Source organism: Mycolicibacterium wolinskyi (assembly GCF_002101965.1).
Classification (GTDB): domain Bacteria; phylum Actinomycetota; class Actinomycetes; order Mycobacteriales; family Mycobacteriaceae; genus Mycobacterium; species Mycobacterium wolinskyi.
The window spans coordinates 1-23,217 of record NZ_LQQA01000018.1 but is presented as its reverse complement, the minus strand read 5'-3'; the positions used below and the strand labels follow the sequence as shown (position 1 = coordinate 23,217).

21 protein-coding genes are annotated in these 23,217 nt (G+C 64.5%); 13 read left to right on the top strand and 8 right to left on the bottom strand.

Annotated features, from left to right (window positions below; genetic code table 11):
• The first annotated feature begins 43 nt into the window (after nt 1–43).
• Nucleotides 44–1,060 carry an aminotransferase class IV gene (locus AWC31_RS19670; RefSeq protein WP_085145739.1) on the top strand — a complete coding sequence of 339 codons (1,017 nt, stop codon included), beginning with the start codon at nt 44–46 and terminating at the stop codon, nt 1,058–1,060.
• 30 nt (nt 1,061–1,090) lie between these two features.
• Nucleotides 1,091–2,743 (top strand): acyl-CoA synthetase, encoded by a 1,653-nt coding sequence (locus tag AWC31_RS19665; RefSeq protein WP_085145738.1) that lies wholly within the window; start codon nt 1,091–1,093, stop codon nt 2,741–2,743.
• Between the two features lie 28 nt (nt 2,744–2,771).
• On the opposite strand, the gene AWC31_RS19660 is transcribed toward AWC31_RS19665, so the two are convergent.
• Nucleotides 2,772–3,614: an oxidoreductase gene (locus AWC31_RS19660; RefSeq protein ID WP_085145737.1), complete on the bottom strand. Its 843-nt coding sequence runs from the start codon at nt 3,612–3,614 to the stop codon at nt 2,772–2,774.
• Between the two features lie 126 nt (nt 3,615–3,740).
• Here AWC31_RS19660 and AWC31_RS19655 point away from each other — a divergent pair, with 126 nt between their 5' ends.
• Nucleotides 3,741–4,562 (top strand): helix-turn-helix transcriptional regulator, encoded by an 822-nt coding sequence (locus AWC31_RS19655; RefSeq protein WP_085145756.1) that lies wholly within the window; start codon nt 3,741–3,743, stop codon nt 4,560–4,562.
• Here the strand turns inward: AWC31_RS19655 and AWC31_RS19650 are convergent.
• The gene (locus AWC31_RS19650; protein WP_085145736.1) at nt 4,525–5,400 is read right to left on the bottom strand and encodes an SDR family oxidoreductase; all 876 of its coding nucleotides are present in this window, start codon (nt 5,398–5,400) and stop codon (nt 4,525–4,527) included. The genes AWC31_RS19655 and AWC31_RS19650 overlap by 38 nt on opposite strands.
• 90 nt (nt 5,401–5,490) lie before the next feature.
• Here AWC31_RS19650 and AWC31_RS19645 point away from each other — a divergent pair, with 90 nt between their 5' ends.
• Complete coding sequence (locus AWC31_RS19645; protein WP_085145735.1) at nt 5,491–6,936, top strand: HNH endonuclease signature motif containing protein; 1,446 nt, start codon at nt 5,491–5,493, stop codon at nt 6,934–6,936.
• A 2-nt stretch (nt 6,937–6,938) separates the two neighbouring features.
• On the opposite strand, the gene AWC31_RS19640 is transcribed toward AWC31_RS19645, so the two are convergent.
• Nucleotides 6,939–7,736 carry a helix-turn-helix transcriptional regulator gene (locus AWC31_RS19640; protein ID WP_165766002.1) on the bottom strand — a complete coding sequence of 266 codons (798 nt, stop codon included), beginning with the start codon at nt 7,734–7,736 and terminating at the stop codon, nt 6,939–6,941.
• Between the two features lie 157 nt (nt 7,737–7,893).
• Between AWC31_RS19640 and AWC31_RS19635 the strand changes: the two genes are divergently transcribed.
• The 3 genes from AWC31_RS19635 to AWC31_RS19625 are packed head-to-tail and all read left to right on the top strand — an operon-like array spanning nt 7,894 to nt 9,836.
• On the top strand, nt 7,894–8,382 hold the full coding sequence (locus AWC31_RS19635; RefSeq protein ID WP_085145755.1) for a GNAT family N-acetyltransferase: 489 nt from the start codon (nt 7,894–7,896) through the stop codon (nt 8,380–8,382).
• A 2-nt stretch (nt 8,383–8,384) separates the two neighbouring features.
• Nucleotides 8,385–9,482: an LLM class flavin-dependent oxidoreductase gene (locus tag AWC31_RS19630; RefSeq protein WP_207626391.1), complete on the top strand. Its 1,098-nt coding sequence runs from the start codon at nt 8,385–8,387 to the stop codon at nt 9,480–9,482.
• A 42-nt stretch (nt 9,483–9,524) separates the two neighbouring features.
• Nucleotides 9,525–9,836, top strand: a complete 312-nt coding sequence (locus AWC31_RS19625) for a hypothetical protein (protein WP_067849547.1) — start codon at nt 9,525–9,527, stop codon at nt 9,834–9,836.
• Nucleotides 9,837–9,950: 114 nt separating this feature from the next.
• On the opposite strand, the gene AWC31_RS19620 is transcribed toward AWC31_RS19625, so the two are convergent.
• The 4 genes from AWC31_RS19620 to AWC31_RS19605 all read right to left on the bottom strand — a co-directional run bounded on the left by AWC31_RS19620 (nt 9,951) and on the right by AWC31_RS19605 (nt 15,298).
• Nucleotides 9,951–10,796: a mycofactocin-coupled SDR family oxidoreductase gene (locus AWC31_RS19620; protein WP_085145732.1), complete on the bottom strand. Its 846-nt coding sequence runs from the start codon at nt 10,794–10,796 to the stop codon at nt 9,951–9,953.
• 23 nt (nt 10,797–10,819) lie between these two features.
• Nucleotides 10,820–11,632 carry an SDR family oxidoreductase gene (locus tag AWC31_RS19615; RefSeq protein WP_085145754.1) on the bottom strand — a complete coding sequence of 271 codons (813 nt, stop codon included), beginning with the start codon at nt 11,630–11,632 and terminating at the stop codon, nt 10,820–10,822.
• Between the two features lie 37 nt (nt 11,633–11,669).
• Nucleotides 11,670–12,839, bottom strand: a complete 1,170-nt coding sequence (locus AWC31_RS19610; protein ID WP_085145731.1) for a serine hydrolase domain-containing protein — start codon at nt 12,837–12,839, stop codon at nt 11,670–11,672.
• Nucleotides 12,840–13,012: 173 nt separating this feature from the next.
• Complete coding sequence (locus AWC31_RS19605) at nt 13,013–15,298, bottom strand: LuxR C-terminal-related transcriptional regulator (RefSeq protein ID WP_085145753.1); 2,286 nt, start codon at nt 15,296–15,298, stop codon at nt 13,013–13,015.
• Between the two features lie 227 nt (nt 15,299–15,525).
• Between AWC31_RS19605 and AWC31_RS19600 the strand changes: the two genes are divergently transcribed.
• Genes AWC31_RS19600 through AWC31_RS19585 form a run of 4 tightly spaced genes read left to right on the top strand, consistent with a single transcriptional unit; the run spans nt 15,526 to nt 20,346 of the window.
• Entirely contained in the window at nt 15,526–17,181 is a 1,656-nt protein-coding gene (locus tag AWC31_RS19600; RefSeq protein WP_085145730.1) for a flavin-containing monooxygenase, read from the top strand.
• Nucleotides 17,163–17,735 (top strand): flavin reductase family protein, encoded by a 573-nt coding sequence (locus AWC31_RS19595; protein WP_085145729.1) that lies wholly within the window; start codon nt 17,163–17,165, stop codon nt 17,733–17,735. Before AWC31_RS19600 ends, AWC31_RS19595 begins: the two co-directional genes overlap by 19 nt.
• 26 nt (nt 17,736–17,761) lie before the next feature.
• Nucleotides 17,762–19,384 carry a 4-hydroxyphenylacetate 3-hydroxylase family protein gene (locus AWC31_RS19590; protein WP_085145728.1) on the top strand — a complete coding sequence of 541 codons (1,623 nt, stop codon included), beginning with the start codon at nt 17,762–17,764 and terminating at the stop codon, nt 19,382–19,384.
• Between the two features lie 23 nt (nt 19,385–19,407).
• Entirely contained in the window at nt 19,408–20,346 is a 939-nt protein-coding gene (locus AWC31_RS19585) for an alpha/beta hydrolase (RefSeq protein ID WP_085145727.1), read from the top strand.
• A gap of 9 nt (nt 20,347–20,355) precedes the next feature.
• On the opposite strand, the gene AWC31_RS19580 is transcribed toward AWC31_RS19585, so the two are convergent.
• On the bottom strand, nt 20,356–21,096 hold the full coding sequence (locus AWC31_RS19580; RefSeq protein ID WP_085145726.1) for an MBL fold metallo-hydrolase: 741 nt from the start codon (nt 21,094–21,096) through the stop codon (nt 20,356–20,358).
• Between the two features lie 35 nt (nt 21,097–21,131).
• On the opposite strand from AWC31_RS19580, the gene fgd reads away from it, so the two are divergent.
• Nucleotides 21,132–22,142 (top strand): glucose-6-phosphate dehydrogenase (coenzyme-F420), encoded by a 1,011-nt coding sequence (gene fgd, locus AWC31_RS19575; protein WP_085145725.1) that lies wholly within the window; start codon nt 21,132–21,134, stop codon nt 22,140–22,142.
• A complete protein-coding gene (locus tag AWC31_RS19570; RefSeq protein WP_085145724.1) occupies nt 22,142–23,098 on the top strand; it encodes an endonuclease/exonuclease/phosphatase family protein in 957 nt (318 codons plus the stop codon). Before fgd ends, AWC31_RS19570 begins: the two co-directional genes overlap by 1 nt.
• Nucleotides 23,099–23,217 lie beyond the last annotated feature (119 nt).

Sequence of the window (23,217 nt, the reverse complement as noted above, 5' to 3'; positions counted from 1 at the left end):
GCCGTGAGCGCAGAGTCAACGCACATTTATGAAAGGGAATCGAATGACCGTGACCGATCTCGGCACCAGCAATCTCGTCGCCGTAGAACCAGGGGCCATCCGAGAGGACACCCCGCCCGGTTCGGTGATCCAGTACAGCGACTACGAACTCGACACCACGAGCCCGTTCGCCGGGGGCGTGGCCTGGATCGAAGGGGAGTACCTGCCGGCCTCCGAAGCCAAGATCTCGATCTTCGACACCGGGTTCGGCCACTCCGATCTGACCTACACCGTCGCACATGTGTGGCACGGCAACATATTCCGCCTCGGCGACCATCTCGACCGGCTGCTCGACGGTGCCCGCAAGCTGCGGCTCGATCCAGGCATGAGCAAGGACGAGCTGGCCGAGATCACGAAGAAATGCGTCTCGCTGTCACAGCTGCGGGAGTCGTTCGTCAACCTGACCGTCACGCGTGGCTACGGAAAACGCAAGGGCGAGAAGGATTTGTCGAAGCTCACCCACCAGGTCTACATCTACGCGATTCCGTACCTGTGGGCGTTCCCGCCGAGCGAGCAGATCTTCGGGACCACCGCGATCGTCCCGCGCCACGTCCGTCGCGCCGGGCGCAACACCGTCGACCCGACCATCAAGAACTACCAGTGGGGTGACCTCACCGCGGCCAGCTTCGAGGCCAAGGACCGTGGCGCCCGCACCGCCATCCTGATGGACGCCGACAACTGCGTGGCTGAAGGGCCGGGCTTCAACGTCGTCATCGTCAAAGACGGCAAGCTGGCCTCGCCGTCCCGAAATGCCTTGCCGGGCATCACCCGCAAGACCGTGTTCGAGATCGCCGACGCCATGGGCATCGAGGCCGAACTGCGCGACGTGACGAGCCATGAGCTCTACGACGCCGACGAGCTCATGGCCGTCACCACCGCGGGCGGGGTCACACCCATCAACAGCCTCGACGGCGAGCCCATCGGAGACGGCGCGCCAGGACCCCTCACCGTCGCGATCCGGGACCGGTTCTGGGCGTTGATGGATGAGCCGTCGCCGCTGATCGAGGCGATCCAGTACTGAACCCAGCCAGGTCGCCCTAGTCTTGGCGTCATGGCTGATCTACTGACCGGCATTCGCAAAAACCTGCAGCAGGTGTCCGAGTCGGGCCGTGCGATCAAGAGATTGGTCGAAACCGGCGTGCTCGACCTCAAGGATCTCGGCGGCACTGTTCAGGGTGCGAAGCTCGTGAAGGTCTATGGGCCGCAGGCCACGATGGCCATCCAGGGCGGTCGCCGGTTCCCGGATCTGCCCGCGGTCGTCGACGAACGCGGCACGTTGACCTACAAACAGGTGAACGACCAGTCGTGGGCGTTGGCGCGCGGCCTGAAGTCACTCGGAGTATCCGCGGGCTCCGTCGTCGGAATCCTGTGCCGCGATCACCGGGGTCTGGTGCTCGCGATGGCCGCATGCGGCAAGCTCGGCGCCCGCCTGGTGCTGATGAACACCGGCTTCGCCAAGCCACAGTTCGCCGAGGTCTGCAAACGCGAGGGCGTGCGCGTGGTGCTGCACGACAGCGAATTCCTCGGTCTGCTCGACGCGCTGCCCGCCGACCTGCCGCGGATCCTCACCTGGGTCGACGAGGGCGCCGAGCTGCCCGAGGGCGCGCAGACGCTCGACGGCATCATCGCGGCGAACTCCACCGAGCCGCTGCCACCGCCGAGCAAGGCGGGTGGATCCGTCATTCTCACGAGCGGGACCACCGGCCTGCCCAAGGGAGCGCCCCGCGATACGGTGTCGCCGCTGGCGACCGCGCAGATCATCGACCGAATCCCGTTCCCCCGCAAGGGAACAATGGTGATCGTCTCACCGATCTTCCACAGCACGGGCTGGGCGACGTACACGGTCGGTGCCGCATTGGGCAACAAGGTGGTGACGGCGCGGCGGTTCAACGCCGAGGGCACGCTCGAGCTCATCGCCAAGCACAAGGCCGACATGCTGGTGGCGGTCCCGACGATGCTGCATCGAATCGTCGAGCTCGGCCCGGAGATCATCGGCAAGTACGACACGTCTTCGTTGAAGGTGATCCTGATCGCCGGGTCTGCGTTGAGCCCTGAACTGTCCAACCGTGTGCAGGACACCTTCGGCGACGTTCTCTACAACATGTACGGCTCGACCGAGTGCGCGATCGCAAGCATCGCGACCCCCGCCGAACTGCGGCTTGCCCCTGGCACTGCGGGGCGACCCCCGGTGACCTGTGAAGTGGTGCTCTACGACGAGAACGATCAACGCATCGAGGGCACCAACCGCCGTGGCCGGCTGTTCATCCGCAACGGCGCGCCGTTCCAGGGGTACACCGATGGCCGTAGCAAGCAGATCATCGACGGCTACATGTCCAGTGGCGACATGGGCCACTTCGACGCGAACGGCCTGCTGTTCGTCGACGGCCGCGACGACGACATGATCGTGTCCGGCGGTGAGAACGTCTTCCCGCAGGAAGTGGAGAATCTGCTCGAGGAGCGCCCGGACGTCGCGGAGGCGGCAGTGGTGGGCGTCGACGATGTCGAGTTCGGAAAGCGGTTGCGCGCGTTCATTGTTTCCGAGCCGGGTGCCGCGCACGACGCCGCCGACATCAAGCAGTACGTGAAGGACAACCTGGCGCGCCACAAGGTGCCACGCGACGTCGTGTTCATCGACGAGCTTCCGCGCAATGCCACCGGAAAGCTGCTTCGCCGTGTGCTCGTCGAGATGGACGTCGACACTTGAGCCGACGTCCATCCGCGGGCATTGCCTATCAGGCTTCGGCCGGCTCGTAGTCGGCCGACAGCGCGATCTCGCGCCAGGCCTCCTGGTCGCGAGCGGTGCGCTCCACCTTGGCGGCGATCCGGTCGAAGGCGTTGCGGCCGAGCTGGATTCGCTCGGGCAGTGTGTGGTAGGACGGCAGGTCGACGATGATCTTGGCCGCCTTGAGTGGATCGCCGTCCTGGGCGTAGTTGGTGTCGTCGGCCCACTTGCGGGTGACGCCGGAGGTCTCGGCGTAGTCGGCGATCTCGTTGGCCGCGATGGCGAGGCTCGAACCGTCCAGGAAGTTCGTGCGGAACGGGCCGGGCTCGATCGCCACGACCTTGATGCCCAGCGGCGCGAGCTCGTGAGTCATCGCCTCCGACAACCCTTCGACGGCGAACTTCGTCGACGAGTAAACGCCCCAGCCCGGACCGGAGACGAAGCCGCCGACCGAGGACAGGTTGATGATCGTGCCGGAGCGTTGGGCCCGCAGGGTCGGCAGCACTGCGCGCGTCACGGCCAGCAGTCCGAATACGTTGACGTCGTAGACCGCACGCACCTCTTCGTCGGTGGCTTCTTCCACTGCGCCAAGCAGGCCCCGGCCCGCGTTGTTCACCAGCACGTCGATGCGGCCGAACTTCTCGACCGCGGCCTGCACGGCCGCGTCGATCTGAGCGGCGTCGTGCACGTCGAGCGCAACGGCCAGCAGCCGATCGCCCGCGTCGGGAATGGCGTCGTAGACGGCCTGCGGGTTGCGGGCGGTGGCGACCACCGAGTCGCCGCGGGAGAGCGCTTCGCGAGCGATCTCCAAGCCGAATCCGCGTGAGGCGCCGGTGATGAACCAGACATTCATGATGCTCTCCGTTCGATGTGTTCTGGGTGGTACGCACCTGTCAACATCGCGATCTTTGCGGCTGATTGCCGTGAGCGCGCCCCGATGAACCTAGGTCTGGCAGTCCTAGGTTCGATAATGATCGCCATGACGGCATCGAACGAGTTGGGCGAGTTCCTGCGGTCGCGTCGGGCCAGGCTCAACCCGGCCGAGGTGGGGCTGCGCGGCGCCGCCACCAGCCGCCGGGTCGCCGGGCTGCGTCGCGAGGAACTCGCGATGCTCGCAGGCGTCAGCGCCGACTATTACGCCAGGCTCGAACAGGGCCGGGCGCGTAACGTGTCCGAACAGGTCCTGACGGCGGTGGCCGATGCTTTGCAACTCGACGACGTGGAACGTCGTCACCTCAATGACCTCGCGCACCAGAGCGGCGCTGCGACACATCCGGCGCCGAAGGTTCGCGCCGCACTGCGGTCTATGGTCCATGCGCTCGACCCGGTGCCCGCTGTCCTGCACGGCCCGCTGCTCGAGGTGCTTGCGATCAACCGGGCCGGCAAGGCGCTCATCACGGACTTCGACGCGATGCCCGCGGCCGAACGGAACATGGTGCGCTGGATGTTCTTGGATCCCAACGCTCGTCGGGTCTATCCGGACTGGGCTGAGATCGCCGCGCAGATGGTGGCGATCCTGCGGGCCGCCGGAAACGGCCCGGCCCTGGCCGAGCTTGTCGGTGAGCTCACGGCGCAATCGCCCGAGTTCGCGCGGTGCTGGGCCGAGTATCGGGTGTACCAACACACTTACGGGCCCAAGCGATTTCATCATGATGAGGTCGGCACCATGGTGCTCAACTACGAAACACTGCGGCTTCCGGCCGATCCGGGGCTTTCGGTGATCCTCTACACCGCAGATACCGGATCGCCGTCAGCGCAACGGCTTACGGAGCTGGTGAGTTCTTACCGTCCGAGTCGATAACCCCGAGGGCGGCCTGCGCACGATCCTCATAGCTCTTGCGCTTGGCGGCATCGAACTCGAGGAACACGTTGTCCAGGCCGAGCTTCTTGTTGAGCCAGCGGCGCCCCTTCGGCGGCAGCATCTGCGCGGCCTGCGCGGTGAAGCGCAGTGGCGGCGGGACCGAGACGTGGGTCTTGGGCTTGTTCAAAGTCTTGACGATGGCCGCGGCGATCTCCTCGGGTTCGACCGGCTTGATCGCCCCGCCGGACTTGGTGCCCGCGATCAGATCGGTGTTGGTGAACGGCGGCATGATCACCGACACGTCGACCCCGTGCGGTGCCATCTCGTCGGCAAGCGCGGTGGACAGCCCCACGACCGCGTACTTCGCGCCGACATAGACCACCTGACCGGGCAGCGGGATCAAACCCGACAGCGAGGCGATGTTGATGATGTGGCCGCGGCGGCGCTTGACCATGTCCGGCAGCGCCAGCTGGCAGCCGGTGAGCACGCCGTAGACGTTGACCTCGATGTTGGACCGGATCGACTGTTCGCTCTGCTCGAGGAACGGGCCGACCGGCATGACACCGGCGTTGTTGATCAGTACGTCGATGTGGCCGCCGCCGTCGGTGCGGGCCTTGTCCAGGAACGTTGCGAACGATTCGCGGTCGGTGACGTCGAGCGGGTAACCCGAGACCTGGCCGAGCTTGGTGAGCTCGGCGACGGCCGACTCCTGCAGGGCCACGTCACGGTCGCCGATCACGACACGGGCGCCGCGGGCCAGGAGGGCCTTGGCGGTGGCATAACCAATACCGCGAGCGGCGCCGGTGATCGCGATGGTCTTTGCCCTGATGTTGTCCATGGCGGCGAACTTTACACGTGTCAAGTTTTGCAGGGAAGGGGCGGGTGAGGCCTGGGTCACTTGTCGGTCGGACTAGGTAGTATCGAACACATGTTCGAACAATGCGATCCGACGGAGACCCCTGAGTCGTCGGCCATGATCGAGCGCATCTGTTCGTCGTCGCGCCGCGAGAACCGTGAGGCGGCCGGCCGCCTCGCCGCCGTCGCGGAGCTGTTCGCGTACCGGCTGAGCCGGAGTACGGAGTCCGAGGACTGGGCGATCGATACCACCGAGGTCGTCGCCGCCGAGATCGCCGCGGCCCTGCGGATCAGCCAGGAACTCGCGGTGAGCATGATCGGCTACGCCCGCGCAATGCGAGAGCGGCTCCCGAAGATCGGTGCCCTGTTCGAGGCCGGGGATCTGGACCTCGCGATGTTCCGCACGTTGGTCTACCGCACCGACCTCATCACCGATGCCGACGTGCTCGCTGCCGTCGATGCCGAGTTGGCCGCGGCGGTCCCGCGTTGGCTGTCGATGGTCTCGCGCGGACACCTCGCGGCCAAGGTGGACCGAATCGTGAAGCGCCACGATTCCGACGCCGTACGTCGCAGGCGTGAGGCCGCAGCACAGCGTGAGATCTGGATTCACGAGCGCCTCGACGGGCTGGCTGATATCGGCGGTACCGTCTCGGCTACCGACGGCCGTACATTGGATCAGCGGTTGGCGGCACTGGCGGCGACGGTCTGCGAACGCGACCCCCGAACGCAGGATCAGCGTCGCTCCGACGCTGTCGGTGCCCTGTCGATCGGAGCGGACCGGATCGCCTGCCAATGCGGTCAGCCGGACTGCGCCGCGGTGGGCGCACCACCGGCGTCGCCGGTGGTCATTCATGTGATTGCTGAGCAGGCCGCGCTCGAGGGACACAGTGACGTACCGGGCTCGTTCGTCGAAGCCGACGGACTGATACCGGCTGAACAGCTGCCGTCATTGGCGGAATCGGCCAAGTTACGACCCCTGATCCACCCAGGCGATGCACCAGCTGAGCCTGGTTACACGCCGTCGCGGGCCCTGGCCGAATTCGTTCGCTGCCGGGATCTGACGTGCCGGTTCCCCGGCTGCGACAAGTCCGCCGAGACTTGCGATATCGACCATACGATTCCGTACGACGACGGTGGACCGACTCAGGCGGCGAACCTCAAATGCCTGTGCCGACGGCATCATCTGTTGAAAACGTTCTGCGGGTGGCGCGACAAACAACTTCGTGACGGCACCATCATTTGGACTTCGCCGTCGGGTGACATCTACGTCACCACACCAGGATCCGCGCTGTTGTTCCCGACGCTGTGTGCGCCGACTGCGCCGGTCACCGAACGTGTGATTCCCGACGTTCGGCCGCGCACCGCGATGATGCCGCGTCGCACCCGCACCCGAGCCCAAAACCGCGCTGCGCGAATCGAGGCCGAACGGCGCGACAATCGGCGGGATCGCGAACTTCACTACGCGTATTTCGCGGCATTGCCGCCACCGCGCGACGACGTCGACCCGCCGCCGTTCTGAGGTCAGGCGTTGCGGCGATAGTCGCTCGGCGTCACACCGACACGATTCTTGAACGTCGTGGCGAAGTGGCTTGGCGTCGAGAAGCCCACTGCGGTGCTGATATCCGTGACCGACACCGTGGTGGTGGCCAACATTGTCTTCGCCCGCGCGATCCGGCGGTCGAGGACGAACTGGTACGGCGTGGTGTTGAAGGCCGCCGTGAACGCCTTGGTGAAATCGGCGACCGTCATGTCGGTGAGCTCGGCCAGTGTGGTGAGGGTGATCTCGGAATCCAGGCTGTCGTCGAGGTACTCCATCAGTCTGCTGCGGGCCGCCCGGCTCAGGCCGCCGGCTCGCGTGGGGCGTAGGACCGCGAACTGGTCGGTCAGGTGTAACCGCAACGTCTCGGCCAACGAGTCCGTGAACAATCGCGCGAAGATATCCGTGCGGCCGACGGCGGTGCCCATCCGCTCGATCAGCTGGTGGACGAGCGGATCGCGATGCCTGATGCGTGGCGTGAGCTCGCGGTCGCCGAGTAGTGCCGTCGGGATGCTGAGCTCGCAGAATTGCACCGTGTTGCCCTGCGCGAGCGCGGCGTAGCGGTGCCCGGCGGGGATCACCCATACGTCACCGACCTGCGGCACGGTGCGGCCCGACGGGCCACGCTCGAACTCGATCTCCATGGATCGCATCCGGCCGCCGCGGTGTACGACCACGACGTGGTGGGGCTCTTCGAAACACCAGTCGGTGGGTGCCGCGATGCGCTCGGACACGAACCAGAAGTCCACGCCTCCCGCAGTGAACCCGGTGTTGGACAGCATCGTGCGCGGTGTGCGCGGACGCTTTCCGTCCCAGACCGATCGGGCCATCAGCAACAATTCTGACCCGACCTGGGCAAATTTCAAATCATGCTGAGCTTGTCGGGCATACCGACGATTGCTCGGCGTTGAATGTGCCGTGGGTATAAAAACGGTGGTGATGTCTGGACCCGTGCAGTTTGTCGCGGTCGGCCTGGGCGATCCACTGGCCGAACCGCTGCTGGCCGAGCTGGCCGTGGAGTACTCGGGCCGTTACGGCGGCACTGTCGAGCGGGTCCGGACGTGGCTGGACAGCCAGCCCGCACATGAGTTCGCGCCGCCCGGCGGTGGACTGTTCATCGGGCTGCTCGACGGCGACCCGGTAACCGGCGGTGCGTTTCAGCGGTTCGATGACGAGACGGCTGAACTCAAACGGATCTGGACCGCGGCCGGTCATCGGCAGCGCGGCCTGGCCAAGGCGCTGCTCGGCCACCTGGAAGCCGAGATCACCGCTCGCGGTTATCGGCGCGTGTACCTGACGACGGGCCATCTCCAGCCAGAAGCCGAGGCGCTCTATGCGTCTGCCGGCTACACCCGGCTCCGTGAGCCACTGCCGGCCGAAGGTGAGGGCACGGTCTTTCCGATCGCGTTCGAGAAGGTGCTGGCATGACCGTGAACGTGCCGCTGTCGATCCTCGACCTCGCCCCGATCAGTGCGGGCAGCGACGCCGCGACCGCGCTACGCAATACCGTGGACCTCGCCCAGCACGCCGAACAGTGGGGCTACAAACGGTATTGGGTTGCCGAGCATCACTTCGTCGCGGTCGCGAGTTCATCTCCGGCGGTCCTCGTCGGTCAGATCGCGGCGACAACCGAACGGATCCGTGTCGGTACCGCCGCAGTCCAACTCGGGCACACCACCGCGGTTGCGGTCGTCGAGAGTTTCGGCACGCTTGCGGCGTTCCATCCCGGGCGCATCGATCTGGGGGTGGGACGGTCCGGTCAGCGCCGCGCCGAGGCCGCGCGCGAGAAGCCGAAAGAGCCGAAACCACCGCGCGAATGGCAGGAAATCGACGGTGTCGTGGTTCCCGCGCCGTTCGACATCGGAGCGTTGTTGCGCAATCCGCGGTTGCGGGCCCGGATGGCGGTGTTGCAGCAACCGGAAGCGGTCGCACCGGATTTCGCCGATCAGGTCGACGACATTCTGGCGATGCTGAACGGTGATTACGAAGTGGGGACGGCGGTTCCGGGTGCGGGAGCCGGACTGACCCCGTGGGTATTCGGCAGCAGCAAGGGGCAGAGCGCGAGGGTCGCCGCCGCGCGGGGATTGCCGTTCGTCGCGAGCTATCACATCACGCCGGCCACCGCGCTTGAGGCAATCGAGGTGTACCGCAACGGTTTCACGCCTTCGCCGTTCCTGTCCGAGCCGTATGTCGTGGTGTCGGCCGACATCGTGGTTGCCGACGACGAATCCACCGCACGCCGGCTCGCCGCCGGATACGGCCACTGGGTGTACTCGATCCGCGCCGGCGACGGCGCCGTGCCGTACCCCGATTCGGCCGATCTACCACCGCTGACCGACGAACAACGCGAGGTGGTGCGAGACCGCACGGCAACGCAATTCGTCGGCGATCCGGACCAGGTGGCCGACCGGCTCGAAGCGCTGCAACGCCTCACCCGTGCCGACGAACTCGTCGTCACGTCGGTCACACACCACCACGAAGATCGGCTGCGATCACACGAATTGATCGCCAAGCGCTGGGGTCTTTGACAGCTTTGGCCTATAGGCTGACCCGAAGGTGTCAGACACCGGCTGGGGGTGTGTTTGCCGAGTCCGCAGGTAATCGTCGGATCGCTGCTGCTGGCAGCGGCTGTGCTGGTGTTCGCCTTCGGCATCGCGCTGCGGCTGTTCATCGGACGCAGGGCCGATTCCGATCGCATGCGGCGCCGGATGTTCGCGTTCCGCCGAACCGCGGTGGCCCGGGTGTTCTTCGGGCAGATCGACGATGACGAGGTGTTCGACCCCGACGAACTCGATCAGATGGTGCTGATGCCGACGATCGTGCTCGCGTGCGGTCTATGCCTGACGGGCTTTTTCTTGCTCGGGTACAAAGTGCTGACTTAGTGCGCAACCTCATTTACGGTTCGTTCGTCACGGTTATGATTCCCGTTTAGCAGGGTGAGAACTTGGCTGAACGCGTGGGTGACCTGGGTGCCGGTGCCAAGCAATGTGCCTGCCTCAAGAGTGCGGGAGTTTGAACGGGGCGGCGGCTCCCGCGTCGATGACTGTCGTCGTACCGGTGATGTACCGGCTTTCGTCCGAAGCTAGGTATAGCACTGCGTTAGAGACGTCGATTGGATCGACCCACGGCACCGGGAGTGCGTTCATACCGGCCATGATTACGGCTGCGTCGTCCCGTTCGGTACTTCGCCCGCCAGTGAACAGCGCCAGGGTTGCGGGATTGGACACCATAGGCGTGTCCACGTTGGCGGGATGTACCGAATTCACCCGGATACCGTGCGGCGCCAATTCGATTGCCAATGCCCTCATCAGGCCGGTGACGCCGTGTTTGGCCGCAACGTAGTGGGCTAGGTTGGGAAAGGCGATCAAGCCGGCCAAGGAACTGGTCAGGATGATTGATCCGCCCCGTCCGTGTTCGATCATGGACGGCGCAACTGCCTTTACGGTTTTCCAGACGCCCGTCAGATTGATGTCGAGCACGGTCTGCCAGTCGGCCTCGTCGATGTCCAGGGCAGAAGCGAAGCTTGTGATGCCGGCATTGGCAACGACGATGTCGATAGGACCGAACAAATCCACGGCCTCGCGAACCGTATCTTGCAATTCGCTCAAGTGGCGGACATCGACGACGCGTCCCATCGCTCGGCGTCCGAGAGACTCCACATCCCTGACCGTGTGCGCGAGGTCGTCGGGTGTCCCCAAACCGTATGGTGCGGTGGCGATATCGGCACACACATCGACTGCGATGATGTCGGCGCCTTCTTCGGCCAGCTTGATGGCGTGGGAACGTCCCTGTCCACGTGCGGCGCCGGTGATCAACACCACCTTGTCAGGAGTTCGGGCCACTGGTTACTCCATTCTCGAATCAGTCACGTCTGTGGGAGCACGTCAGGCGATGGGCTGCTTGCCGGGTCGTAGGACTGCGCGTTTGCCGTTGCTCCACCATCGATTGCGAGCACGGTGCCCACCACGAATGAGCTCCGTTTCGAGGACAACCAGACGACGGCCTCGGCCACTTCCTCAGGGGTACCGAACCGCTGCAAGGGCTGAGGCGCCATCAGATGGCTGCGCTCAACCGCTGACAGGGGAGCTACCAGCGGCGTTTCTATCGCTCCCGGTGCGACCGCATTGATCCGGACCCCCATGTTGGCGTATTCGCCAGCCGCGGTCTTGGTCAATCCCACCACGCCGTGCTTGGCCGCGACATAAGGGCCGGTCAGCAGACTTCCCACCAGCCCCGACTCCGACGCGGTGTTCACGATGGTGCCGCCGCCATGTCGCGTCATGTGGAGGATCTCGTATTTCATGCACAGCCAGACTCCCTTGAGATCGACAGCGACAACGCGGTCGAACTCCTCTTCGGACACGTCTGCGGTGAAGCCAAAGCTCCCGATGCCGGCGTTGTTGTGTGCGAAGTCCACGCGCCCGAAATGCGAAAAGGTCGAATCGACCAGGTTTTCCACTGATTCGGCACTTGTGACGTCCACAGCGACGAACGTGGCTGTCCCGCCCGCCTCTTCCACCAACGCAACAGTGTGAAGTGCTTCTGCACGGGAACGTTCCAGGTCGGCCACCACGACACTGGCGCCGAGCCGGCCGAACGCGACCGCCGAGGCGCGGCCAATGCCGCCGGCGGAGCCCGTGACGAGGCCGGCCTTGCCGGCAAACTCGCCAGCAGTCATGAATGCCTCCTTCCACACGACCTGAGTGGATCGACGTTCAGTCGATGATTGAGGACTGCACGAGGTCGGCGTATCGCTGGTGGCGTTCCCAGCTGTAGGAATCCTCCATTAGGCCCGCCGACAGGAATACATAAGTGATGTCGCGCTCCGGGTCGACCCAGAAGCAGTTTGACCCGGAGCCGATCCCGCCGAATGTCGTTGGTGAGGAGAGGAGTCCGAACGCATGTGGGAAGACGCCAGTTCCCCGAACGTAGAATCCGAGCCCGAGATTTGCGGGCATGTCCGGCCATCCCCGCATTTCGCGTGCGTAGTCCCACAGACTGTTCGGCAGGTCTCCCGTGGCGATCGTCGTCGCGAGCCTCAGGATGGCGGGGCTCAACACTCGAGTTCCGTCGAGTTCGCCACCACGGCGGCAGGCTTCTGCGAACCTGTACCAGTCATATGCCGTTGTGTAGGCACCCCCTGCCGGTATCTCGACACCGTCGATGGCCGACGCTGCGCCCACGCCCTCAAGTAGCTCCGGAGCGAACAGTGCCGGTCCTCGGTCGCGGACCACGAGCGGGACGGCGCGCTCGGCCAGGTCCGCTCGAAGTCCGAAGCCGAGCGAGGTGTCGACCATCCCGAGGGGTTCGATCAGGTCATCGTTCAAGATCTGTCCAAACGTCCGCGTGTGGCCGTCGAGTCGTCGGACGATCTCTGCCAGCACGCTCTGTCCGACCACCGCGGAGTAGCTGATGGTCGTCCCCGGAACCGACTGGGGGACCATGCTGCACACCGCGGCAGTCGTCGCCTGAATGCTGCCAAGCACTTCGGGCGGCAGGGGCGCCCCCAGGGGTAGGCCGGCCTTGTGAAGCAGAAGGTCGGCGATGGTGGTGTTTCCTTTGCCGACCGCCCCGTACTCGGGAATGATCTCGCGGACCTGCGTGGTGAACGCTATCTCGCCGCGGTCGATACGTTGTAGCACAGCGGAATTGGTCATCGCCTTGAAGATGGACATCGTGACGAAGACCGAATCGAGTCGTACCGGCCGCTTTTCCGCTCGGTCGGCGTAGCCGATCGCTTCGTGGAGGACGATCTCCCCGCGGCGCGCTACCAACACCACCGCGCCGTCGAACTTCTCCTGCGCGACATCGGCCTTGATGGCGGCGGGTAGCAGCGCGAGGCGTTCAACGTCGACGCCGACGTCAAGTGAAGTTGCCGATGTCATGGTGTTCCCTCTCGTCCAGCTCGTCGCGGTCGCGTTCGTTCGCACGCCGCGAACGGGGCCGGCTAACGCAGCCCGCCCACCACAGTGGCGCGTCACGAGCTCGGCGCACACGGGGTAAAACACCTGTGTTGATACCTGTTCACGTCCCTGCCGACCTGCGGACCAGGGCCAGGTCAGCTCGCTTCCCCGTCAGAGGCTGTGTTCGCCTGAACCCACAACACGACCTGCGTGCGCGACCCGACGCCGAGCTTGTTCAGGATGCGTTCGACATGGCCGTCGACCGTGCGGCGGGAGATCACAAGCTGATCGGCGATCTCACGGTTACTGAGCCCCTTTGCGACGAGCGCCGCGATCTCCCCTTCCCTCTTGGTCAGTGGCGACGAACCCGGAACCGGAACGGATGCGTTGTCATCGCTCGTGCCCAACGCGAAGTTGACGGCACCTTCGATCGTGAACCCAACAGGCTGTGCGCTCAACCGCTCGAAAACGGCGGTACCCAAGGCCGACTTCACTCGAGTGGTTGACGTGAGCGAGTCCCGCTCGATCTGTGGGCCGAATGCCGCGACCGATGTCCCGAGTCGGTGCCACACCGCAGCGGCTGCTCCGAACAACTTCGCCGAATGCGAGTGGTCTCCAGCGTCTTCGGCACCCCAGGCAAGGAGCTCGATCGACAGCGCAGTGCAGATCTTGTCCTTGAAGTCACGTTGAATCTGAAGGGCTTGTCGCGCTGCGTCGACCGCGATCCCGGTTCGACCGAGGTGGAAATTCGCGACGCTCGACACCCATAACGCGTACGCCTTGTTCCACTGTTCGCCGTGGTGGTTGGCGGTCCGAATGACATCCTCACATGTGCGTAAGGCGGCCTCGGGTTGACCGTCATAGGTTTGGGCCATCGCCAGTTGGAAGGAAGCGGTGAGAGCGGCCGCGACGTCGCCGACGGCAGAGTGTATGGCGAGCGCTCGTTCGAAGAGTTCGATCGCCTCGCGGGTCCGACCGCAGAAAAGCGCGTGCAGCGCGGCCCAGTGGTCGTGATGTGCCCGCAGTTGATCATTGCCAAGTGCCGACGCAACGGTGGCGCATTCATCGAGGTGCGCGCGAGCCCCTTCGCGGTCGCCTTGGATGAGCGCCGTCCAAGCAGTCACCCACAGGACGTTGCCCCGGTCGAGACTCGGTGATGGCAACCGTTGCAATAGCCGCTCCAGACGAATACGTCCATCTGAGAGATGGCCGCCGGCGATCCAGTGGTAGCGCAGTGCCACAGCGAGGGCGGCCGCTTCGTTGAGTTCGTCCTCACGCAGTGACCAATCCAGGGCGGCCATGAGGTTGGAGTGATCGGGACGCAACTCTGCGAGCCGCTCGGCCTGTCGCGCACTGAACCAGCGCTCGGCGTAGCGTTGTGTGCGCTGCAGGAAGTGATCGCGGTGTCGGCGATAGACGGCGTTCTTCGCGCCGATGGCACCGAGCAATTCGTGTCCGTACTCGCGTACCGTCGTCAATTGCGAATACCTCAGTGTGGTGCCCGAGCGGTCAACGCTGATAAGTGATTTCGAGATCAATCCATCGAGAACTTCGATGACGTCGTCGCGTTCGAGTGCGTCGTCGCTGCAGACTGTCTCCGCCGCGTCGAGGTCAAAGCTCCCCAGGAACACCGAAAGTCGGGCCCAGAGTAGGCGTTCGGACTGAGAACACAGACCATAACTCCAGTCTATGAGCGCACGGAGTGTCTGCTGCCGTGGCAGCGCGAACCGATCTCCGCCGGTGAGCAGGTGGAAGCGACGATCGAGTCGTTCGACAAGCTGCGACGGAGACAGCGACCGCAATCTGACCGCGGCGAGCTCGATCGCGAGTGGGATGCCGTCAAGCTGCATACAGATCTGGGCGATGTCATCGGCGTTGCGATCGGTCAGCTTGAACCCGGGCACGACGCTCTGTGCTCGCTCGACAAGCAATGTGACCGCTTCGTAGACAGCCAGTGTTCGTGCCTGATGACCGGTTGACGCAGTCGGGATGCTCAGCGGCGGCAACTCGAACGTCGCCTCACCACCAATTCCAATCGGTTCGCGACTGGTGGCGAGGACATGAACCTCTGGGGCCGAGGTCAGCACTGTGCCAACGAATTCTCGAACGGCATCGAGCAGGTGCTCGCAGTTGTCCAGGACGATCAACGTGTGACGATCGCGCAGGTGATCGACGATCTTGTCGATCACCGCCCGGTTGGACTGATCGGTCACGCCGATCGCGGCCGCAGCGGCGGAGGAGAAGGCCTCCGGATCTCGGACGGACGCCAGATCGATCCATCGATACGAGTCCCGAAAAGCCCGTGCCGAGCGCAGGGCCACTTCCTCGGCGAGCCGCGTCTTGCCCACTCCGCCGGGGCCGAGCACAAGCACCAATCGTGACTGCTGGAGTCGGGCCCGGGCTTCGTCGATCTCGCGGCGACGCCCGATGAAGCTGGTCAGGGACCGTTGATGTCCTCTTCGGCGGTTCAGTGTCCTCTTCCGATCACGGCTGTTCAGGTGCTGGCCAGCCCGAAGATACCGCACGAGATGTGACGACGAACACAGGTACCGAACCGGGTGGTTTACCCCACGCGGGGCAGGTGCCTGGTCAGCCATCGTCGACGACAGGCATCGGTCTCGTTCTCCTCAGGAGACGGCGCCACCGACGGTAAGGAGCAGAAACCTCAATGGAACAAGCAAGTCCGTCAGAACCGGAAGTCGACGTCGTAGTGGTCGGAGCTGGATTTGCCGGTCTCTACGCGGTGCACAAAGTGCGCGACAAGATGGGGCTGTCCGTACGCGCGATCGAAGCAGGCGCTGACGTCGGCGGCACCTGGTTCTGGAATCGCTACCCGGGTGCGCGTTGCGATATCGAGAGCGTGCACTACTCCTACTCGTTCGACGACGGCCTGCAGCAGGAATGGCAGTGGACCGAGAAGTTCGCCGGTCAGCCGGAGATCTTGCGTTACCTCTCCCATGTCGCGGACCGTTTCGACCTGCGGAAGAGCATCAGTTTCAACACCCGGGTAATCGCGATGCACTGGGATGACGAGTATTCGGTGTGGAGGGTGACCCTCGACTCGGGCGAGGTGGTGACGAGTCGCTTCGTCATCTCCGGCGCAGGCAATCTGTCAGTTCCGAAGACTCCTGAGTTCGGAGGGATCGAACGGTTCCGGGGGCAGGTGCTCCTCACCGGCAATTGGCCCCACGACAAGGTCGACTTCGAAGGCCGGCGTGTCGCCGTAATCGGCACCGGCGCCAGTGGCATCCAGGCCATTCCGCTGATCGCCGAGGAAGCGGCAGAGTTGGTCGTGTTCCAACGCACTCCCAACTTCGCGACACCACTGGGCAATGGACCGATCGATACCGATGAAGTCGCCGACGTCAAAGCGCGTTACGCCGACGTGCGGGACGCCGCACGAAACCACTTCCTCGGTGTGCCCTTTACCGACGTTCAGCTGTCTGCTCTGGCAGTCAGTGCCGAGGAGCGTCGGCGAGTGTTCGACGAGCGCTGGGACGCGGGTGGCTTTCGGCTGTTCATCGATGCCTTTGAGGACATTCTGTTCGATAAGGACGCCAACGACACCGTTGCGGAGTATATCCGGATGCGAATCCGCGAGCGGGTGACGGACCCGGCGACGGCACGGCTCCTGGCTCCCGAAGGGTATGCATACGGCACCAAACGCCCGCCATTGGAAACGAACTATTACGAAGCCTTCAACCGAGATAACGTGAAGATCGTCGACGTCAAATCGTATCCGATCGACGAGATCACCGAAGTTGGCGTACGGGTCGGCGACACCGTTCATGAGGTCGACACGATCGTGCTTGCGACCGGATTCGACGCTATGACGGGCCCGCTGTTGGCGATGGACATCCGGGGGCGGGCTGAGCTCCGCCTCGCCGACAAGTGGGTGGACGGACCGCGTACCTATCTCGGCCTGATGATCTCCGGCTTTCCCAACTTGTTCACCATCACCGGTCCGCAATCGCCGTCGGTGCTCTACAACATGCCGCTCGCGATCGAGGACCACATCGAATTCGTGGCTGAGGCAATGACTTACATGCGGGAGCGCGGACTTGACGTCATCGAGGCGACGGCGCAAGCCGAAGAGCGGTGGGGACACCTGACCAACGAAATCGCTGAACAGACTCTGCTGCCGAACACTGATTCCTGGTATATGGGCGCCAACATTCCCGGCAAACCCCGCGTCTGCATGGTCTATCTCGGCGGGGCGCCCGCATACCGGGCAGAGTGCGCGAAGGTCGTCGAACAAGGTTATGCCGGTTTCGATTTCGCGCCTTCCACAAGAGATGTGGGTTCATGTCTGGCAGGCCGGTGAGTGATGTGTTCTCCCGCTATGCCAGCGGCGTCACGGTGGTCACTTGCCGCAACGCTAACGGACAACCTCACGGCGCGACGGTCACGGCGTTCGCGGCCGTATCCCACACGCCTTACCTGTGCCAGGTGGCGATGGCGAAGAGGTCCCGTGCTTGCCAGTTTCTCGATCGGCAGCCGTTCGCGGTCAATTTCCTTGGATCCGAGCAGATGCCAGTTGCGATGCACTTCGCCGGGCGACCTGTGGATCCGGCGCCGACCCTCGTCGAGGGTCGCGTCGCACCGGTGCTCACCACGGCACTGGCCACGGTCTCGTGTCGGCCATGGGCCACCTACGACGCCGGTGACCATCTGATCTTCATCGGCGAGATCATCGACGCACAAGTGGCCGAGGGTGACCCGCTCCTCTATTACCGGCGTGGATTTCACGGGCTGTCATCACTGAGTCAGTCCGACGCCTGGTCGGGATGCAGCGACGACCCTCTCACCGGTTGGTTCGACGAGAACGCCTCGTTCATCCCGGCACACACCCTCCCTGTCAGCTCGCCTATCGCCTGAACCGCCCACCACAGAAGGAATTAACGATGACGACCCTCCAAACCGGTGAAGTCGATCCCTCCTCGACCCCTCTGCTCACGGCCAATCCCGTCGTCGACGCGGCGGCACGCGCAACGGCGCGTTTCGCCGATAGACCGATGACCGGCGACGAGTACATCGAATCGTTGCGGGACGGTCGAGAAATCTACTTGCACGGTGACCGCGTCGAAGACGTCACCACCCATCCAGCCTTCCGCAACCCAATCCGGATGGTGGCACGGTTGTACGATTCGCTTCACGCCGGCGCCCTGGTGGACACGGTGGCCACCGTGACCGACACCGGCAGCGGGGGCCGAACGATGCCTTTCTTCAAGGCATCACGGAGCTCGGAAGATCTGCTCAAAGAGCGCGACGCCATCGCCGCCTGGGCGCGTATGACCTACGGCTGGATGGGGCGCAGCCCCGACTACAAGGCGAGCTTCCTGGGCACGCTGCATGCCAACAAAGAGCTGTATGCACCATTCGAGGACAACGCCGAGCGCTGGTATCGGGAGTCTCAGGAAAAGGTCCTCTACTGGAATCACGCCATCATCAACCCGCCCGTGGACCGGCACCTGCCCCCGGACGAAGTCGGCGACGTCTTCATGAAAGTCGAGAAGGAGACCGACGCCGGGTTGATCGTCTCGGGAGCCAAGGTGGTGGCGACCGGTTCGGCGATCACCAACTACAACTTCATCGCTCATTACGGTCTTCCGATCAAGAAGAAGCAGTTCGCGATCATCTGCACGGTGCCAATGGATGCGCCGGGGATCAAGTTGATCTGCCGGTCATCCTTCACCCAGACCGCCGCGGTCATGGGCACGCCGTTCGATTACCCGTTGTCGAGCCGGATGGACGAGAACGACACCATCTTCGTGTTCGACAAGGTACTCGTGCCGTGGGAAAACGTGTTCATGTACGGCGACGTAGAGAAGATCAACGCGTTCTTTCCGCAGTCGGGGTTCCTCCCGCGTTTCACCTTTCAAGGTTGCACCCGATTGGCCGTCAAGCTCGACTTCATTGCGGGCTTGCTGCTCAAAGCGCTGGATGCCACCGGAGCCGGCGGGTTTCGCGGCGTGCAGACCCGCGTCGGCGAGGTGATCGGGTGGCGAAACCTGTTCTGGTCGTTGACGGAATCGATGGCTCGTGATCCCGAGCCGTGGGTGGGCGACACGGTAATCCCCAAACTCGAGTACGGGCTAACTTATCGGATGTTCATGATCCAGGGCTACCCGCGGGTGAAGGAGATCATCGAGCAGGATGTTGCGTCGGGTCTGATCTACCTGCCGTCGAGCGCGGCGGACTTCAAGAGTGCCGACGTTCGCCCTTACCTCGACAAGTACGTGCGCGGATCAGACGGGATGACCGCCGTTCAACGCGTGAAAATCATGAAAGCACTGTGGGATTCGGTGGGTACCGAGTTCGGCGGCCGCCACGAACTCTACGAGCGGAACTACTCGGGCAACCATGAGAACGTCAAAGCCGAGCTGCTCTTCGCAGCGCAGAACCGCGGCGGGGTCGCGCAGATGAAGGGCCTCGCCGAGGCATGCCTTGCCGAATACGACCTGGATGGGTGGACCGTGCCGGACCTCGTCGGCAACGACGATGTGTCCTACTTCGGCGCCCGATAGATAACGGGTACGGGTCAGGCGTCATGGCACTGGACAAAGACGTCGCGACGCTGTTGCGCGCGATGAGCGAACAGGGTCTCAGATCGTTCGAGCAACTTTCCGTAGCTGAGGCACGCCAGGTCGTTTCGACCTTTGTCGGACTCCAAGCGCCTCCGCAAGACGTTGCCGAGGTTTGGGAGACCACGTATCTCAGTGACGGGCTGACGGTGCCGTTGAGCGTCTACGTCCCCGACGGGAATCGGCCGCACCCAGTCGTGCTCTACTTCCATGGTGGCGGGTTCGTCGCGGGTGATTTGGCGGTCGTCGACGAGCCCGCACGGTCGGTCGCCAACGGTGCCGAAGTGATCGTGGTGACCGCGAGCTACCGGCGCGCCCCCGAATACCGTTTCCCCACGGCTGTCGAAGACTGTTGGGCCGCACTCGGCTGGGTCGTCGACAACGTCGCGCGATACGGCGGGGATCCGCAGAACATCGTGTTGATGGGCGACAGCGCAGGCGGCAATCTGGCCGCGGTGACCGCGCTGCAGGCTCGCGATCACGGTGTCTCGGCATTGCGCGGGCAGATACTCATCTATCCGATCATTGATCCGGCGGCCGACTTCCCATCCCGTGGCGCATTCGCCGCGGGCCCACTGCTGACGGGTGCCGGTCTCGACTGGTTCTGGCAGCAGTATCTCAACGGTCCAGAGGATGCGAAAAACCCCTACGCGGTGCCGACCAACGCGGCACGATTCGACGGCCTACCTCCCACGTTGCTCCTGACCACGGAGAACGAGGTCTGCCGCGACGAAGCCGAGCATTATGGCGACCTACTCCGCGACTCCGGCGTCCACGTGCGCTCACGTCGGTTCGACGGGCTAATCCACGGCGTGTTCTGGATGTCGGCAGCCGTTCCGCGCAGCGTCGAACTGCTGTCCGAGATCGTCAGTTTCATCGCCTCGACGTCTCATCAGCCACGTTAGGGCTACGTCCTAACCGTGTCGCGCGGTCGCCTGCTCAGCCGCGCGGGCGATCGAGCCGCGCCACACCGACCCGTGGCCGGGCAGCAACACGTCGGTGTCGAGCATGCCGAGCGCGCTGAGGCTGCGCAGGCAGCCGTCCTCGTCGTGGTTGAACACCGATGGCAGCAGCTGCGGGCCGATCCCGCGCAAGAGCGGATGGCCCGTCACGATCGCGTCGCCGCTGACGAGCACTCCGTCGACGATGTACGAGCAGTGCCCGCCCGTGTGTCCCGGGGTGGGAATGGCCACCGGTGAACCGGGCAGTCCGGCCGCCACCTCGTTGCTGAGCGGCTGTGTCGTGGGGATACCGGCGTGGTTCATCCCGCCTTTGGCGGTGATGGTGGCCGACCACTTGAGCCACCGGGGTTGCCAGATTTGTCGCACCACATCGGCAGGCGACGCTTGCTCGAGATACTCGCGCTTGGCGTGCCCGACCTCGTTGGCGTGGCAAAAAACCGGTGTGCCATGAGTTTTCGCGAGCCATATGGCAGTGCCGAAGTGGTCGATGTGGGCGTGGGTGAGCAGGACGGCCTTGATGTCGTCGACGCCGAAACCCAGCTGCCGCACCGAGCCCAGCACGTCCTCGCGCTGTCCGGGGAAGCCCGCATCGATCAGCAGGACACCGTCAGCGTCGGTAACCAACGTCCAGTTCACGAGGTCGGTCTGCGCGAAGTGGACGTGCTCGGTGATCGCACTGAGGGCTGCTGCCATGCCGCGAGTGTAGGCACAGGAGTAGAAACGAACTCGTGGCTGAACTGAAACTGGGATACAAGGCATCGGCGGAGCAGTTTGCCCCGCGGGAACTGGTCGAGTTGGCGGTCGCCGCCGAAGCGGCCGGCATGGACAGCGCGACAGTCAGTGATCACTTCCAACCGTGGCGCCACGAAGGCGGGCACGCGCCGTTCTCGCTGGCGTGGATGACGGCGGTGGGGGAGCGGACCGAGCGGCTGAAGCTTGGCACGTCGGTGCTGACACCGACCTTCCGTTACAACCCGGCGGTCATCGCACAGGCCTTCGCGACGATGGGATGTCTGTACCCGGGGCGGATCTTCCTCGGCGTCGGCACGGGCGAGGCACTCAACGAGATCGCTACGGGCTACATCGGCGAATGGCCCGAGTTCAAAGAACGGTTCGCGCGGCTACGTGAGTCGGTCAAGCTCATGCGTGAGCTGTGGCTCGGCGACCGTGTCGATTTCGAGGGCGAGTACTACAACACCAAGGGCGCCTCGATCTACGACGTGCCCGAAGGCGGCATCCCGGTGTACATCGCCGCGGGCGGCCCCGTGGTGGCCAAGTACGCGGGCCGGGCCGGTGACGGGTTCATCTGCACCTCGGGCAAGGGCGAGGAGCTCTACAAGGACAAGCTCATCCCGGCCGTGAAAGAGGGCGCCGAGGCCGCAGGCCGCAACGCCGACGACATCGACCGGATGATCGAGATCAAGATCTCCTACGACCCGGATCCCGAGAAGGCACTGGAGAACACGCGGTTCTGGGCGCCGTTGTCGCTGACGGCCGAGCAGAAGCACAGCATCGACGACCCGATCGAGATGGAGAAGGCCGCCGACGCACTGCCCATCGAGCAGGTGGCCAAGCGCTGGATCGTCGCGTCCGATCCGGACGAGGCCGTCGAGAAGGTCGGCCAGTACGTCACGTGGGGCCTCAACCACCTGGTGTTCCACGCACCCGGACATGATCAGCGCCGCTTCCTCGACCTGTTCAAGAACGACCTGGAGCCGCGGCTGCGCAAGCTCGGCTGATGATCCGGCTGATCGCGACCCTCTTCGGAGTGGTCGCGTTCGGTATCGCTGCTGTCGGCCTGGCGGTGCGCTATCTGCCGCTGGGCCGCCACAGTGTCTTGCTCGCGGCGACCGCTTCGCCGTACCTCATGCTGGCGGCTCCGGTGGCCGTGCTGCTGCTCGCGTTGAGCCGCCGATGGGTGCTGACGGCGCTCGCGGTGCTGCTGGCACTGGCGTTCGTCGGTATTCAGACGCCGCACTATCTCGGCCCAGAACCGGCCGCGGCGCCGTCCGCGTCGGTGCGGGTACTCACGTCGAATCTCGGTATGGGACTGGGTGATCCGGCGGCCGTGGTCGCGTCGGCGCGGAAGTCGGCCGATGTCGTCGTGTTGCAGGAGCTGACACAGGAGGCGGCCGACGGGCTGGCCGCAGCCGGCCTCGACGACACCTTCCCGCACCGGATCAGCAATCCGGAACCGTTGGCCGGCGGCATCGGCATCTGGAGCCGATTCCCCCTGGTCGACACGGCTCACGTCCCCGGCTATTCCCTGGCGATGGTGCGGGCGCGGCTGCAGGTGCCCGACGTGGCCGTGACTCCGATCGTGCTGGGCATACATTTCGCCGCACCGTGGCCTGCGCCGATCGGTCCGTGGGCCCAGGACATGGAGAAGTTCCCGACGCTGCTGCGCGAACTTTCGCGCGAAGCCGACAGCGGCGCGGTGATCGTGGCGGGCGACTTCAACGCCACGCACGACATGCTTCCGTTCCGCAAGCTCCTCGATACGGGCTATCGCGACGCCGGTGAACAGGCCGGTGCCGGGATGGCGCGCACGTTTCCGGTCGGCCCGCGGCGGGTGCCCGCTATCGGCATCGACCACGTGCTGTTGCGCAACGCCAACGCAACCGCCGTACGGCGCGAATTCATACCGGGCGCCGACCACATGGCGCTGGTCGCCGACGTGGAGATCCCGAACTAACACGGCGCGGCGCTGAGTGTGCGGGTTCGTACGCGCACCTCGGCTCAGACTCAAGTGGTGGCTGCAACACCTTGATTCGAAGGGTGTTGCTTTTATGGGTTTCCAGACGGGGTTTCGTG

Bases quoted from the DNA above. Each gene is read 5' to 3' on its own strand.
- AWC31_RS19665 (WP_085145738.1), top strand. From the start codon at position 1,091: ATGGCTGATCTACTGACCGGCATTCGCAAAAACCTGCAGCAGGTGTCC.
- AWC31_RS19610 (WP_085145731.1), bottom strand. From the start codon at position 12,839: ATGACATCGGCAACTTCACTTGACGTCGGCGTCGACGTTGAACGCCTC.
- AWC31_RS19585 (WP_085145727.1), top strand. From the start codon at position 19,408: ATGGCACTGGACAAAGACGTCGCGACGCTGTTGCGCGCGATGAGCGAA.
- AWC31_RS19635 (WP_085145755.1), top strand. From the start codon at position 7,894: ATGTCTGGACCCGTGCAGTTTGTCGCGGTCGGCCTGGGCGATCCACTG.
- AWC31_RS19595 (WP_085145729.1), top strand. From the start codon at position 17,163: ATGTCTGGCAGGCCGGTGAGTGATGTGTTCTCCCGCTATGCCAGCGGC.
- AWC31_RS19645 (WP_085145735.1), top strand. From the start codon at position 5,491: ATGTTCGAACAATGCGATCCGACGGAGACCCCTGAGTCGTCGGCCATG.
- AWC31_RS19670 (WP_085145739.1), top strand. From the start codon at position 44: ATGACCGTGACCGATCTCGGCACCAGCAATCTCGTCGCCGTAGAACCA.
- AWC31_RS19660 (WP_085145737.1), bottom strand. From the start codon at position 3,614: ATGAATGTCTGGTTCATCACCGGCGCCTCACGCGGATTCGGCTTGGAG.
- AWC31_RS19640 (WP_165766002.1), bottom strand. From the start codon at position 7,736: ATGCTGTCCAACACCGGGTTCACTGCGGGAGGCGTGGACTTCTGGTTC.
- AWC31_RS19650 (WP_085145736.1), bottom strand. From the start codon at position 5,400: ATGGACAACATCAGGGCAAAGACCATCGCGATCACCGGCGCCGCTCGC.
- AWC31_RS19590 (WP_085145728.1), top strand. From the start codon at position 17,762: ATGACGACCCTCCAAACCGGTGAAGTCGATCCCTCCTCGACCCCTCTG.
- AWC31_RS19580 (WP_085145726.1), bottom strand. From the start codon at position 21,096: ATGGCAGCAGCCCTCAGTGCGATCACCGAGCACGTCCACTTCGCGCAG.
- AWC31_RS19655 (WP_085145756.1), top strand. From the start codon at position 3,741: ATGACGGCATCGAACGAGTTGGGCGAGTTCCTGCGGTCGCGTCGGGCC.
- AWC31_RS19600 (WP_085145730.1), top strand. From the start codon at position 15,526: ATGGAACAAGCAAGTCCGTCAGAACCGGAAGTCGACGTCGTAGTGGTC.
- AWC31_RS19615 (WP_085145754.1), bottom strand. From the start codon at position 11,632: ATGACTGCTGGCGAGTTTGCCGGCAAGGCCGGCCTCGTCACGGGCTCC.
- AWC31_RS19570 (WP_085145724.1), top strand. From the start codon at position 22,142: ATGATCCGGCTGATCGCGACCCTCTTCGGAGTGGTCGCGTTCGGTATC.